The sequence below is a fragment of the Bacillus sp. TCT6 genome, assembly GCF_056033845.1.
This window is the reverse complement of the sequence record NZ_JBVYHX010000001.1, coordinates 1,357,417-1,371,086: the sequence shown is the minus strand read 5'-3', so window position 1 is coordinate 1,371,086 and position 13,670 is coordinate 1,357,417. Positions and strand designations below refer to the sequence as shown.

Sequence of the window (13,670 nt, the reverse complement as noted above, 5' to 3'; positions counted from 1 at the left end):
ACTTCTTATTTTGAAACGTCGATATTTAATATTTTTTTAATATATCCTTGCGTTTCTTTAAATGGCGGTACGCCTCCGTACTTTCTCACATTGCCAGGACCAGCATTATAAGAAGCAAGTGCCAATACTAAGTCGCCGTTATTTTTCTTTAAATAACCGCTTAACTCTTTCACGCCACCTTCAATACTTTCAGCTGGTGAAAAGGGATTCTTCACACCCATCTCCTTCACATTCGCTGGCATAAGCTGCATAAGACCCATCGCACCGGCATGTGACACCGTTTTCGGATTAAAATTAGACTCTACTTCAATCATTTTTTGAATTAACGTTTTTGGAATTCCATATGTACGGCTAGTGCGATCAATAATATCCTCATACTTCCCTTCATTGGAAGAACGTATTTTTTGAATATTATACTTCTTCGTTAATTCCCACGTATCAGCAGCCTTATTTTTCGTTTCTGGGAAACGTCGTTCAAACTCTTTTTGCGCAACTTGCACTTCATCTGCTTTCTTCGTTTCAGCCTTTTCTTCAGGCTTACTCGCTTCCTCTACTTTATTAATAGTTTCTACGGGTTTATTAACAACCGCTTCTATTTTCGTAGATTGTACCGGCTGACTCATATCTTCTACTTTTGCCGGCTGCGTAGTTTCTTTCGTCTCCTTCGCAGGCTCACTCTGCAACTTCTCTTGAAAACGACTACTAACAAATGCTTGTGGACTACTTAGCTTTTGCTGAATTTGTCCTTTCTTATATGCAAGCACTTCTTTTACTATATTTCCAATTATCATAATATCACCTTTTCGGTAAACAAAGATAATCTAATATTAGAGTTTTTTTTTAAAGTTTGCAATAATCCTTTTAATAATTATGTAATAAAAAAATGAATATATTGTTAAACTGTTATTTTTTTATATTTATTAATTCGAATTTTTAGTTGACACCCGTTGTAGCAAGGATTACAATAAATCTCGAAATTGATTTTTTCGCATATTACCGTTTTTCAATTTGCAGAAAAGTCAATATAAAAAAATGGGGGTTTCTTAACATGAGAATTAATACAAACATTAACAGCATGCGTACTCAAGAGTACATGCGCCAAAACCAAGCTAAAATGAGCAACGCTATGGACCGTTTATCAAGCGGTAAACGTATCAACAACGCTTCTGACGATGCAGCAGGTCTTGCAATCGCAACTCGTATGCGTGCACGTGAAAGCGGATTAGGTGTTGCAGCTAACAACACACAAGACGGTATGTCTTTAATCCGTACAGCTGACTCAGCTTTAAACTCTGTATCTAACATCTTACTTCGTATGCGTGACATCGCTAACCAATCTGCGAACGGTACGAACACTGGCGATAACCAAAAAGCATTAGATAAAGAATTTTCTGCATTAAAAGAACAAATCGATTACATTTCTAAAAACACAGAGTTTAACGATAAGAAATTATTAAATGGTGATAACAAATCTATTGCTATTCAAACTCTAGATAACGCTGATACAGCTAAACAAATCAATATCAATCTAGCTGATTCATCTACTAAAGCTTTAAATATTGATACATTATCAATTGCAGGAACTACTGATAAAACAATCACTATTACAGCAAAAGACCTTACTGACAATAAAGCAACCCTTGATGCTTTAAAAACAGCTAAAGCTGACTTAGCTAAATTAGATGATAAATCTGATCAAGCTACTATTGACAAAGCGGTTGATGCGTTTAAAACAGCATTTAATAACGTTGATAAAAACTTACTGTCTGACAAGGCAATCGAAGGTATTACAGACAAAATGACTGCTTTTGATGGTACACATACAGCGGCTGCGGCAATCGGAACTGCTTATACTGAACCTACTGCAGGTGATATTACAAAATCTGCACCAAACGCTTCTGGCGCAATCAAATCAATTGATGCTGCATTAGAAACAATCGCTTCTAACCGTGCAACTCTAGGTGCTACATTAAACCGTCTTGACTTTAACGTAAATAACCTAAAGAGCCAATCTTCTTCTATGGCTTCAGCTGCTTCTCAAATCGAAGACGCTGACATGGCGAAAGAAATGTCTGAAATGACTAAGTTCAAAATCTTGAACGAAGCTGGTATCAGCATGCTTTCTCAAGCAAACCAAACTCCACAAATGGTTTCTAAATTATTACAATAAGCCATTTGAGTTAGTTTCCTGAATAAACCTCTCTGCTTGCGGAGAGGTTTATTTTTTTCTATATAGATGAATTATTTGTAAGATCTTTCTTTTTTAGGTAGGAGAGAGCATCCGCGTGGCGTAGAAGCGGTCAGTGCCTATCTCTATCCCTTCTCATGTTAAAACACAACTAGAAGATAAGCATAAAGTTCCTTTTTCTTTTTATAGCTGTTTATTGGCTTTAAGACCATATATGAATCAATAAGGAGTGTCTATTATGCGTATTGGTACGAATTTTTTGAGTATGAACGCTAGGCAATCGCTATACGAGAATGAAAAACGTATGAATGTGGCAATGGAGCATTTGGCGACCGGTAAGAAGTTGAATCATGCTTCTGATAATCCAGCGAATGTTGCGATTGTGACTCGTATGTATGCGAGAGCAAGTGGTATGCGCGTGGCGATTCGTAATAATGAGGATGCGATATCGATGCTTCGCACAGCCGAAGCTGCCCTTCAAACTGTGACAAATATTTTACAGCGTATGCGTGATTTAGCCGTTCAATCCGCAAACGGTACAAATTCAAATAAAAACCGTGATTCACTGAATAAAGAGTTTCAGTCTTTAACAGAACAAATTGGCTATATTGGCGAGACGACTGAGTTTAATGATTTATCCGTATTTGACGGTCAAAACCGCCCAGTTACATTAGACGATATCGGTCATACAATAAATATGACGAAACATATTCCCCCTTCCCCTACACAACATGACATCAAGATTTCAACAGAACAAGAAGCAAGAGCTGCAATTCGTAAAATTGAAGAGGCTTTACAAAATGTATCACTTCATCGTGCCGACCTTGGCTCTATGATAAATCGTTTACAGTTCAATATTGAAAATTTAAATAGCCAAAGTATGGCGTTAACAGATACTGCATCTCGAATTGAAGATGCGGATATGGCGCAGGAAATGAGCGATTTTTTAAAGTTTAAATTGTTAACTGAAGTTGCACTTAGTATGGTTTCACAAGCGAATCAAATTCCGCAAATGGTTTCTAAGTTACTACAATCGTAAAAATTCATCTTCCATCTTTGGAACGATTCCATACAAAACAAAAGGGAAATACATATAAACTATGTATCTCCCTTTTATTTTGTACCCAAATTTTATTACTGTGTTACCGTCATAACTTGTCCACTACGGTCAACCATAATTTTCATTTTACCGTCTTGTGCATTATATAGACCTAGTTTATGTAATTCCATTTTACAATCTTGTACGAAAGTTGGTAATTTACGTATTTGATCAATATCAGAACTTGTAATGAAATGAATTAAAAGCTGCGTCATACCTTTAATATCTTGTACAAGCTCTTCTTTCTCTCGTTTTAGCCTTTCATTTTCCAGTTGTAACGACTGCAATTCACCTTCTAGACTACGTGTATTCTTTGCTTCTCTAGAACGCCCTGCTGCCATGCTAGAAAGCTTATAAATACCTTCCATAAACTGATGTAGTTCGTCTTCTTTCCTTTCACTACATTGATTAATTGTTTCAAAGTTATCAACGATACCAGATATAACTGTTACAAGATTTTTTTCATCCTCTTTATGCTGGATTTCTTCTTTTAATTCGTACTCGTTTTCTTGTTTTCTTGCAACGATTGTCTCTTTTACTGGTATATATTTTCGCTTTCGTCCTGGTTTTTGTTTTTCAATATTTTCAAACGGTATTTCACGTTTTTTCAATTTATAATACGTATTTTGCAATTGACTTTCTGTTTTCGGAAAAAGATTTAGTTCATTTTTACTTACGTATTTTGAAATATTTAAAATGTTTAAACCGTGACGCTGACAAAATTGATACACTTCATACAGTAGCTCTAGTTCAGATTTCAGCCATGTAATTGCTGATTTTTCGTACGCTCGCATCCCGCCATTTTTTTCTATATCTATTTGAAATAATACCATTCTATTATGTAAATCAACTAATTCTTCATACTTTACTTGGAATTCTTTTTCTATTTTTTTTAATTCCACCTCTAGTTGCATATCGTTCATTTTATTATTTGACATGTTTTGTAAAAGACCTAATACATTAATTGCTGTGTGGTGATACATAATCTGTGCCACTCCCCCTCATCCTTTCACAATTCTCATCTGACTCCCATGTCTTTTAAGAAAATAGCAATTTTTACATATCCATATTATAACAGTTCGAAATTATCTGTCAAATAATTAACATACAAAAATGTATAGAAAGTATAAAAATTTGGAAAATGTTTTTTTATTAATATGTAAAATTGCATATTAATTACATTTAATTATATTATATGGTATTTTGAATATTTTTTCACCGAAAAAATTTGCGTTACCACGAAATGTTACTAAAATAATCCCGAAAATACGCTCGCTTATATTTTTAAATCAAAAATCTCTAAATAAAGATTATTCACATATACAGCGTCAAACACCCAAGAAACCTTTCATTTTTTTGCCTGTTTAAAGTATAGAATACTAAAAAGGAACTAACCAATGCTTACACATGGCTAATTCCTTCCTCTGTCTAACAGAATAGAGTTATAAACCCAGTCTTCCAATCCTCAATCGAAGTCTCACTTCTTCTTACCTAAAACTACTTCATACCTCTGAACTCACATCGCATGAGACTCTATTAATCACTGAAAACTTCCTTACATAAGTAGTTCCTCTATTCCTACTAAATAGAAAAATGTTATACACCAGCTCTTCTACTTACCTATAACCACTCTATATTTCTGGTCTCAACATCGCATAGGGCTCTATTAAGCACGATCGCTCAACACTTGGCTAGAGCTTCTATTCCGGCTAAAAAGAAGCTTTTAAAGCACTAACTTATCAACTAAACCAATTAGCTCTTGAATATCTGGCTTACTTACTTGAGCATTTGCTCCTACAGCTTCACCTTTATGGAATAATTCATTTGTAATTAATGAAGAGAAAATAATAACTGGTAAACGATTCATTACTTCACTATCCTTAACCACTTTCGTTAAATGATGTCCATCCATTTTTGGCATTTCAATATCCGTAATTAGCAAGTGAATATGTTCAAACATTTTCTCGCCTTGCTCTTTCGCTAATTTTTCAATTTGCGCTAACGCTTCTGCACCATTGCTGAAGAAGTTCATTTTCGTATATCCAGCTGATGATAATGTTTCTTCTAATATTTGGCGAAGCATCGCTGAATCTTCTGCAATATAAATTACTTTTTCAGCTCGGTCTGTTTTTTGTTCTAACCCTGCAATTGATTTATTGTCATAACCAGTACCGCTAATTTCACATACAATTTTTTCATAATCTAATAGCAAGATGATTTTTCCATCTAGTTTTACAATACCAGATGTCGTTTCTTCTAGTCCCATAGATAATGAAGCTGGTTCATCAATTTGTTCCCACGAAATACGTTGAATACGATGCACTTCATCAACGCGGAAAATAACTTTCATTTGGTTTAATTCTGAGATGATAAATTTCGTTTGATCAAGCGGCTTTGTTGACTTTAAATTAAGAGCCATTGCCAAGTTAATAACAGGTAAAATTTCACCGCGTACTTGAACAACACCTTCAACTGCATGATGAGATTCTGGCACAGTTGTAACAGGGAATGGATTAATGATTTCACGTACTTTCATTACATTAATACTAAATAGGTTTTCACCAACAGTGTACGTAACAATCTCTAATTCATTTGTTCCGCTTTCTAATAAAATACTTTGTGCTTGTGACATAAAGGTGTCGCTCCCCTTCCATTAATTCCGTATATCTAATTATTAAGCTTTATAAAAGCGAAAAAGTCAACTACCTATATAAAAAATATAGATAGTCGAACGATTCATTTTATTAAAAAACAATTAATCTTGTATAAACGAAGCAAGTGCCTCTAATAACACTTCTTGTGCTCCTACAATTTCCGTCGGCATTGCTTCCCATTTTTTCGAAAGCTCCGTCTCTACTCTTATTCTCAGCTCAGAATTCATTTCTGCTAGCACATATTCTTTCGTTGCTATATCAACATCAAGTAGCGCGAGTGCATATAATTCCGGGTCATTTATTTTTTCGAATAATCGTTTTAATACCACCGGTGCTATATGTTTTAATTTTTCAATATGAATTTCCTTATCCGAAAATAGTAACTCATATTGAATAAACGTAACATTTTCTTTAATCACTTTAAAATAGCAATTATTTTTTTTATCATTCACAAAATAACCGTTTGGATCGGCAATAACACTCTCTACTTTACGGATTAAATCTGGCAAACTATTCGCCGCCATTACAGTCCGCTGCTCAACCTCACTCGGCGAAATGAATGTAACGCGATACTTATTTTGCGCCATCCTCCTCACCTCTCCTTTTATAAAAATCTATCATCACATACTATCCAGAAGGCACTGGCCTACTATGAGATGATTATCTCATCTCCAACTATCTCAGTACGCCTCCATAGCTCTATTCTTACAACTAGGAGCTCTTCTGGATCATAACTGTTTATCTTGCTTACCTCTTCTTATACTACCCTAGTAACTCTTCATACCTCTGTCCTTACACACCAGTCGAGTCCCTATTAGGCACTAACCGCTCCAAAACAACGCTGGGTCCTCTCGTCAACCCTAAAAAGAGCTTTTAAGATCTTTTTTAAGAACTTTTCAATAACTCTATGTTATTAAACCAAAACGCTATTTGCTGATCCGTAATATTTGGCAACATAACAAAAAACTCACGACACTTCATCTCATCCTTAAACAGTTGATACTTCCAAACGCTATCGCTACCAACACTTATGAAATAAAACTCATGGATACGGCCAATGATTGCTTGTTTTTCGCCAAATGAATACGGAGGCACTTGCTTAATTTCAAATTGATCTGGTAAATATACATGCTCTTCTCGTTCTATTTTTAATACTTGCTCGGCAAGTTCACGTTTATTTTCGAAAAAAGGCAATTGTAAAATTCGCTCTTGTCTTGTCATACGAATAAAAAACCCTTTCTACTCCATTACATTTTTTCCATGCGATATATTATCGAATTAAGTTTACAACTTCATTTAATACTTCATCTGAAACTTTAATTACTTTCGCATTTCCTTGGAATCCGCGTTGGTATAACATTAAGTCAACGAACTCTACAGATAAATCTACGTTTGCACCTTCTTGTGCACCACCGCGTACTTTACCTGCACCATTTTGACCAGATGCACCAAGTGCTAAAATACCTGTTGTATTCGTCGCTGTATAGTTACCATTACCTGTTTTCATTAGTCCGCCTTCGTTCGGGAACATCGCAACAGCTAATTGACCAGCTGATTTCATACTTCCATCAGAATATTTTACCATTACATATCCACCGTCAGCAATGAAGCAATCTTTAACCGTCGCTGCTGCTCTACCATCTACGTCTGTTACTGATAATGTTTTATCTGTTGGATGATTTGTTAAATGACTTAAGTCTAATTTTATAGAGCCGCCATCAAATGGAATATTGGCTCCTTGCTCTTTCGGATTTGGATTTCCAACAGCATCAAATGTCATATTACCACCTGCACCTTGAACATCTTTAAACTCTGTTTCTTTTTTCGAGTCATTGCGCATTTGTACTTTATATGTATAATTATGTTCACTTGTTTGTTTAAACTCTACACGCATTGTCCATGTATTCCCCGCATTATCATATACTGGTAAATCTTGTGTGATTTGTTTTTCACCAGTTGGAATATTACCTTTAATTGTCCCTTTCGATGTTCGAATACCACCAATTGCTGTTCCCATTGGAATTTGCAACGGTCCTGGAATTCCAGATAAATCAACCTCACCAGTTGCCTCATTCGCAGGGTATGCAAACACGTATTGACCTTCAGTATTCGTAATATAGTAATCTGAAGATATCCCAAACGTACCTTTACGAGTAAATTCCATATTTCCGCCCTTTGAATCACCTACAACGAAGAAACCATTACCTTCCATTGCTGCTTGTGTTTTGCCACCTGTTAACGTAATTGTACCATCACTATAATCCGTAACCGTACCACTCATTTTCACACCGTTACCAATACTTTTCGGATTCGTTCCTGCGTATTTACCGTCACCTTTTGCACCAATCGAATTGTTATATAGTAAATCATCAAACATTGCTTTTTGTTTTTTATAACCTACTGTTTGTGCATTGGCAATATTATTTGAAGTTACACTTAATGCATTTTGTGTTGCATTCATTCCTGTAATACTTGTATATAACGCTTTAATCATAACGTATGGACACTCCTTATGAATTTGTAGTTTTTACTTCTTCAGTTACTTTTTGATCGTCTTTCTTTGCGTCTTCTGGGTTCGTTTCCCCAATTGGTTTATCAGACACTCTCTCAACGAAACGAAGAGATACAACCTTATTATTAATAACGAGCTGTACATCGTTATTTTCCGCAAGGCGAACCGTTTCTACTTGACCGGTTACTTTGTTTCCGTCACCGTCAACACCTCTTACGTATTTACCTAAAAACTTCATTCCACCATCAAGTGCTGTTGAATACATCGTTGATTGCAGCTTATCTACTGCTTTCGTCATATTCTGTACTTGTTCCATAAGAGATAACTGTGCTGTCTGATTCATCATTTGATTCATATCCATCGCATTAAATGGATCTTGATGTTGGAAACTTGATAAAAACAATTTTAGGAAATCATCTTTCCCCATTACCCCAGGAGTCTTTTGCGCTCCTGCAGAAACTCCATTACTTTGTTGCACTGGCGATTGTACACCATTAACAGGTACATTACTTTTTTGCGCTCCTGTTTGTAACGGAATATGATTTGTACTCGTTGTATTTAATCCAACTGTTGGCACGCTTTATTCCTCCAATAATCCCGCAAATTCTGTTGATTGTTGTTTTTCATGATTTGTATTTGCTAATTTCTGTTTTTGCCTTTGCTCTTGTTCTCGCTGTTCTTTACGATTTTCATCTTTATCTGAATAGCTAATTTGAATATTGATTTCTTTTTCTTTTAACTTTAATTTCAATTCATCAAAAATGATTTCAACACGTTTTTTCGCATCGTGTTTTTCCATTTCTACGTGAACGTCAATTTGATCTCCGTGTTTTTTCATAAACACTGTTAATGTACCAAGTTTTTCTGGATTTAACTGGAATAAAACACGTTCTTGTTTCACTACAAATTTTTGCAGCGCTTCTACTTGCGCTTCCATTTTCTTTCCTAAGTCAGGTAATGACACTTTCTCAGCACCACTATTTGATTTCCCTACTTGTTCGGTACTCGTCGTTTTATTTAATAACTCTGCACCTGTAGAGCTCGAATCATTTAATGCATCAACCTCTGGCAACTCTACCTTTGCATCATCGCTCTCACCTTTCGGAAGATCTACGTCTTTAAACTCTTCTTGTTTCTTTGCAATATTACAAGTTTCTGTTTCTACAACCTTCAATGCTTGCATCATTTGCTCCGGCATCTTCATTTTGTCTAATACCATTTGCATTGTATCTTCTAAACATATAGCATTTTTGATATTCATATTTGAAAGAAGTTCTTGTAATTGTTGTAATTCAGCTGCAGGTAATTCATTAAGTTTAATATTGCCGTATTCTTTATATAGCTCTTGTATTTTTTGTATGTATTGATATAACAATTCCGGCTGCACATGTAATTGCTCAATTGCAACCATTTGCTCAGATACAGCTAATAACAACTGTTCTGTCTCTTTTTTTTCTTCTTTCTTTACAATTGGTTCTTCTTTCGTTACCGATGGTTTAGAAAGGTTATATTCTTTTTTCTCTTCTTTTGGTGCTTCTTCTCGTTTCGTTTTCTCCGTTTTCGGCTGCTTTTTATTTTCGATTCTCATCGTACGATCGAATGAAGAATCTTCATTTTTTGATTGTATTTCTAGCCCTTTTTCTTTTTGCGGAGGTAAACTTTGTTGCACCGGTAATACAGACTGTATCACTACATTCACCTCATCCATTCATACACATTTTCAAATCCAGAAGCATTTTTTCTTCCAGCTTTTCTTGTGCTTTCGCAAGCTTTTTGCAATCTTCTTGATACATCTCATCAATGACACGTTCTTTTTCTTTTACTTGCTCTAAAAGGCTTTCATTTTTTTGAATAAAACCTTCTGTTTTTTTAATTTTTCGATTCCATTCTTCTATTCTTTCAGGTGAAAACGTATGTGAAGAAAGCATGCCAGCCATAATACGTTGCCCAGTTTGTACGACTTTACTACGCGATTTCACAACATATAAATCATATTCTTTTTTTTGTTCTATTTTTCTTTTTTCAGCTGTTAATTCATACACTTCTTTTAAAATATGTTCTTTTTCTTGATTTATTTGCAATTTTATTGTGTCGTACTGCTGTTTATCCACCTGTTTTCATAGCCCCTTCCTATTATAACGTTCTCTTTTTCTATTATATAGTTTTTTTCCAAAAAAATCTGTGAAATATTAAAAAACAAAAAAATAAGACCTCTTGGGCAGAGGCCTTATACTATATGGTGTATCGCTTCAACGATATCATCAAATTGGAAACTATCCGATCGGCCTTGCTTTAAAAATGTATTTATGCCTTCTACTTTATTTTTACATTCAAAAATATAAGCATTTTCTTCATTTTCTTGAATCGTTCCTAACTTAAAATACAATTCATTTTCTTTATAAATTGATAAAATTTTCCTCATTTCATTTGCAAGTTGCCAATGATGTGGCGACACGATTTCTTCCATAATCCTACTTACTGAATCTAATACTGAAATTGCAGGGTAATGACTAAGCGTTGCAAGCTCACGCTTTAATACAATATGTCCATCTAAAATACCACGTGCTAAATCTGGTACAGGACCATTTAAATCGTCCCCATCAACAAGCACCGTATAAATACCTGTTATAGATCCCTTTTGCGTTTTTCCGGACCGCTCTAACAGCTTCTTCATATAACTTTCCATTAACAGTGTTTTACCACCAATCGGTAGCTCTTTTACAGCAATATCCACGCTTCTACGGGCATCGGCAAAACGAGTAACAGAGTCCATCATAAGTAATACGTTATTGCCTTGATCACGGAAGTATTCAGCAATAGACGTTGCGAGTTTCGCTGCACGAAGTTGCATAAGGTGACTTTCATCTGACGTCGCTACAACAACGACGCTTTTTCGCATCCCTTCCTCGCCTAACTCTTTTCGAATAAAGTCTTTTACTTCCCGGCCACGTTCTCCTACTAAACTAATAACGTTTATATCAGCTTTTGCATTTTTTGCTATCATTCCAAGTAAAGTTGATTTACCAACACCTGACCCAGCAAAAATACCAATCTTTTGACCGATACCAATTGTTAGCATAGAATCAATTGATTTTATTCCTGTTTCAAATACATCAGTAATCTCTTCACGTTCAAATGCATGTATAGGCGGCGCATCTAATTTTATTTTCTGTAATGGCACGTTTTCAGCGTCCTCATTTAACACTTCACCATTTGCACTTAACACTTTTCCGAGTAAGTGATTACCACGTGGTACAACAACATCTTCTGAAATTAATGTCACTGAATCTCCATAACATACTTTTTCTGTCTGTTCAAATGGAAGTAGCATATTATTTTCTTTTTCAATGGCAATCACTTCACATAAGACCTTATGTTCTCCAACGAAGCAAACATCTCCAATCTTCGCTTTCGGCCCTTTTGCTACGAAAAACTGTTCTTGTACACTATGAACTTTGCCTACTTTCGTATACAGTGGTGTTTCAATGAACTTATTCCATTTTTCGTTCTCATTCATTAACAGACGGCTCATACATTTTGCTCCTCAAATAGCTTCTCTTCTTCCCATTTCTGACGAAGTTTCGCAAATATAGGTGCAAATTTAAATTCAAAGAACTCTTTCTCTTCTTCCAGAACAAATTCACCAAACTGCAGGGAGAAATCATATTTCCATTCTACTAATTGTAGTAACCAATATTCTTTCGTATTTTCCTTCTCTTCTTGAATACGTTCAAACGTTTCTGGATGTACTGTAATGATTAATTTTTCAAACGAAGTTGGCAATGTTTGCACGATGCCAGTTAAAATAGGTAACACATCAAGCAATCGTGAATCTACCGCTTGATTCACGATTTTTTCTGCTAGATGAAAAGATTGATCCCATAATAACTCTGTCCATTCATATGCTGTTTCTTGTTGTTCTTTTTGAAACTGCACACGCGCTGCTTCCATCTGTTCCATTTGTTCATGAATATGCATTTGAAATTGTTCTTTATCTTGTAATAACTGCTGACGCTCTCGTTCTAGCATTTGCTGCTCTTGCCTTAGCTGATTCATTTCCATATGTAATGATTCTTGCTGGGCGCGAAGTTCTGCATGATCAGCTTGTAATTCTTCCTCTTCTATTTGAACTGAAGCTGGTTTTGGGAATTGTAATTCATACGTTTCTTCAGAAAAAGAAACAGAATTCTTCGGAATTCTGTTTTTAAATAAGGACATCCTCTTCACCTCTTTGAACGATAATTCTTCCTTCTTTCTCTAGCTTTTTCACTGTACCAGTGATCGTTTGCTGTGCTTTTTCAGCATCCGTCATCTTAAGCGGTCCTAAGCCATCTAATTCTTCTAGAATCATCTCTTTACGGTTTGAAGACATACATGTAAATAGTTTCTCTTTAATTTCTTCTTTTGCAATTTTAAGTGCTTTCGCAAGAACACCGTTATCTGTAATTTCTTCTAATACACGGCGAAGCGCAAGATCTTCAAGACCAAGTAAGTCTTCAAAGACAAACATATTTTCTTTAATTTTCTCAGATAACTCATAATCGACTTCATCCAGCTTTTGAAAGACTGTTTTTTCAACACCACGTGAAACATTATTTAAAATGTTTACGATTGTTTTCAAACCATCAGTTTTATTAATTGCACTGAATGCCATATTATTTAATTTCGATTTTAACAACTCACCAATTTGATTAATTAATTCACCATCAACTTGTTCTAACTTCGCAATACCCATTACCGTCTCTACTCGTTTATGATCTGGCAATCTCTCAATTAATTGAGACGCAAGCTGCGGTTTAATATAAGAAGCGATAATTGCAATTGTTTGTGGTGACTCATCATTAAGCACTGTAAGAAGTGGCTCTAAATCTGTAAGTGAATTTAAGAATTCAAATGGATTATCTTTGTTATACCAAAGGTCTTCCAATAATTTTTCCAGTTCGTCTTCTGGCATGTTTTTAAATATGCGACGAATGTATTCTTTATCTGGAGTGACTAAGTTCAATTCTTTTACATTTAGTTCATATAAGAACTCTCCTAGTACATTTTCTAACGTTTCTGGTTTATATACACGAAACTTCGCGATTTCACGAAGTAATACTTCTTTTTCCTCAGCTGTCATATATTCAATGACTTTTGCTGCCACCCCTTCTTCTAATGTACGAATAAGGATGGCAGCTTTTTCTTTGGAGGAGATTTCATCTAACATCGTTGTTC

General features: G+C 35.2%; 14 protein-coding genes. 2 read left to right on the top strand and 12 right to left on the bottom strand.

Annotated elements, in window-relative coordinates:
- Window positions 1-5: 5 nt before the first annotated feature.
- Entirely contained in the window at window positions 6-791 is a 786-nt protein-coding gene (locus tag AC0ONG_RS07005) for a lytic transglycosylase domain-containing protein (RefSeq protein WP_136996989.1), read from the bottom strand.
- 257 nt (window positions 792-1,048) lie between these two features.
- Between AC0ONG_RS07005 and AC0ONG_RS07000 the strand changes: the two genes are divergently transcribed.
- Window positions 1,049-2,170, top strand: coding sequence for a flagellin N-terminal helical domain-containing protein (locus AC0ONG_RS07000; RefSeq protein WP_016077900.1), 1,122 nt, complete (start codon window positions 1,049-1,051; stop codon window positions 2,168-2,170).
- A 256-nt stretch (window positions 2,171-2,426) separates the two neighbouring features.
- Complete coding sequence (locus AC0ONG_RS06995) at window positions 2,427-3,227, top strand: flagellin N-terminal helical domain-containing protein (protein WP_136996991.1); 801 nt, start codon at window positions 2,427-2,429, stop codon at window positions 3,225-3,227.
- Between the two features lie 95 nt (window positions 3,228-3,322).
- Here the strand turns inward: AC0ONG_RS06995 and AC0ONG_RS06990 are convergent, their stop codons facing one another.
- From AC0ONG_RS06990 to fliG, 11 genes are all read right to left on the bottom strand, one after another.
- Window positions 3,323-4,270 (bottom strand): DNA-binding domain-containing protein, encoded by a 948-nt coding sequence (locus tag AC0ONG_RS06990; protein ID WP_136997003.1) that lies wholly within the window; start codon window positions 4,268-4,270, stop codon window positions 3,323-3,325.
- Between the two features lie 740 nt (window positions 4,271-5,010).
- The gene (locus tag AC0ONG_RS06985; protein ID WP_000075943.1) at window positions 5,011-5,919 is read right to left on the bottom strand and encodes a chemotaxis protein; all 909 of its coding nucleotides are present in this window, start codon (window positions 5,917-5,919) and stop codon (window positions 5,011-5,013) included.
- A 123-nt stretch (window positions 5,920-6,042) separates the two neighbouring features.
- The gene (locus AC0ONG_RS06980) at window positions 6,043-6,528 is read right to left on the bottom strand and encodes a hypothetical protein (protein WP_016077903.1); all 486 of its coding nucleotides are present in this window, start codon (window positions 6,526-6,528) and stop codon (window positions 6,043-6,045) included.
- 298 nt (window positions 6,529-6,826) lie between these two features.
- Window positions 6,827-7,162 (bottom strand): DUF3964 family protein, encoded by a 336-nt coding sequence (locus tag AC0ONG_RS06975; RefSeq protein ID WP_000198167.1) that lies wholly within the window; start codon window positions 7,160-7,162, stop codon window positions 6,827-6,829.
- A 49-nt stretch (window positions 7,163-7,211) separates the two neighbouring features.
- The gene (locus tag AC0ONG_RS06970) at window positions 7,212-8,435 is read right to left on the bottom strand and encodes a flagellar hook protein FlgE (RefSeq protein ID WP_000588324.1); all 1,224 of its coding nucleotides are present in this window, start codon (window positions 8,433-8,435) and stop codon (window positions 7,212-7,214) included.
- Between the two features lie 16 nt (window positions 8,436-8,451).
- Entirely contained in the window at window positions 8,452-9,030 is a 579-nt protein-coding gene (locus AC0ONG_RS06965; protein ID WP_001143485.1) for a flagellar hook assembly protein FlgD, read from the bottom strand.
- 3 nt (window positions 9,031-9,033) lie between these two features.
- Window positions 9,034-10,143, bottom strand: coding sequence for a flagellar hook-length control protein FliK (locus tag AC0ONG_RS06960; protein WP_016077905.1), 1,110 nt, complete (start codon window positions 10,141-10,143; stop codon window positions 9,034-9,036).
- Window positions 10,144-10,153: 10 nt separating this feature from the next.
- Window positions 10,154-10,564 carry a hypothetical protein gene (locus AC0ONG_RS06955; protein ID WP_000360855.1) on the bottom strand — a complete coding sequence of 137 codons (411 nt, stop codon included), beginning with the start codon at window positions 10,562-10,564 and terminating at the stop codon, window positions 10,154-10,156.
- Window positions 10,565-10,680: 116 nt separating this feature from the next.
- Window positions 10,681-11,985 carry a flagellar protein export ATPase FliI gene (gene fliI, locus AC0ONG_RS06950; protein WP_061666845.1) on the bottom strand — a complete coding sequence of 435 codons (1,305 nt, stop codon included), beginning with the start codon at window positions 11,983-11,985 and terminating at the stop codon, window positions 10,681-10,683.
- The gene (locus AC0ONG_RS06945) at window positions 11,982-12,671 is read right to left on the bottom strand and encodes a FliH/SctL family protein (RefSeq protein WP_000051697.1); all 690 of its coding nucleotides are present in this window, start codon (window positions 12,669-12,671) and stop codon (window positions 11,982-11,984) included. The genes fliI and AC0ONG_RS06945 overlap by 4 nt, the downstream gene beginning before the upstream one ends.
- The gene (fliG, locus tag AC0ONG_RS06940; RefSeq protein WP_000883364.1) at window positions 12,658-13,662 is read right to left on the bottom strand and encodes a flagellar motor switch protein FliG; all 1,005 of its coding nucleotides are present in this window, start codon (window positions 13,660-13,662) and stop codon (window positions 12,658-12,660) included. Before fliG ends, AC0ONG_RS06945 begins: the two co-directional genes overlap by 14 nt.
- Between the last annotated feature and the right edge of the window lie 8 nt (window positions 13,663-13,670).

Excerpts from the sequence above, each read along its gene's own strand:
- AC0ONG_RS07005 (WP_136996989.1), bottom strand. The coding sequence starts at position 791 with ATGATAATTGGAAATATAGTAAAAGAAGTGCTTGCATATAAGAAAGGA.
- AC0ONG_RS07000 (WP_016077900.1), top strand. The coding sequence starts at position 1,049 with ATGAGAATTAATACAAACATTAACAGCATGCGTACTCAAGAGTACATG.
- AC0ONG_RS06995 (WP_136996991.1), top strand. The coding sequence starts at position 2,427 with ATGCGTATTGGTACGAATTTTTTGAGTATGAACGCTAGGCAATCGCTA.
- AC0ONG_RS06990 (WP_136997003.1), bottom strand. The coding sequence starts at position 4,270 with ATGTATCACCACACAGCAATTAATGTATTAGGTCTTTTACAAAACATG.
- AC0ONG_RS06985 (WP_000075943.1), bottom strand. The coding sequence starts at position 5,919 with ATGTCACAAGCACAAAGTATTTTATTAGAAAGCGGAACAAATGAATTA.
- AC0ONG_RS06980 (WP_016077903.1), bottom strand. The coding sequence starts at position 6,528 with ATGGCGCAAAATAAGTATCGCGTTACATTCATTTCGCCGAGTGAGGTT.
- AC0ONG_RS06975 (WP_000198167.1), bottom strand. The coding sequence starts at position 7,162 with ATGACAAGACAAGAGCGAATTTTACAATTGCCTTTTTTCGAAAATAAA.
- AC0ONG_RS06970 (WP_000588324.1), bottom strand. The coding sequence starts at position 8,435 with ATGATTAAAGCGTTATATACAAGTATTACAGGAATGAATGCAACACAA.
- fliI (WP_061666845.1), bottom strand. The coding sequence starts at position 11,985 with ATGAGCCGTCTGTTAATGAATGAGAACGAAAAATGGAATAAGTTCATT.
- AC0ONG_RS06945 (WP_000051697.1), bottom strand. The coding sequence starts at position 12,671 with ATGTCCTTATTTAAAAACAGAATTCCGAAGAATTCTGTTTCTTTTTCT.
- fliG (WP_000883364.1), bottom strand. The coding sequence starts at position 13,662 with ATGTTAGATGAAATCTCCTCCAAAGAAAAAGCTGCCATCCTTATTCGT.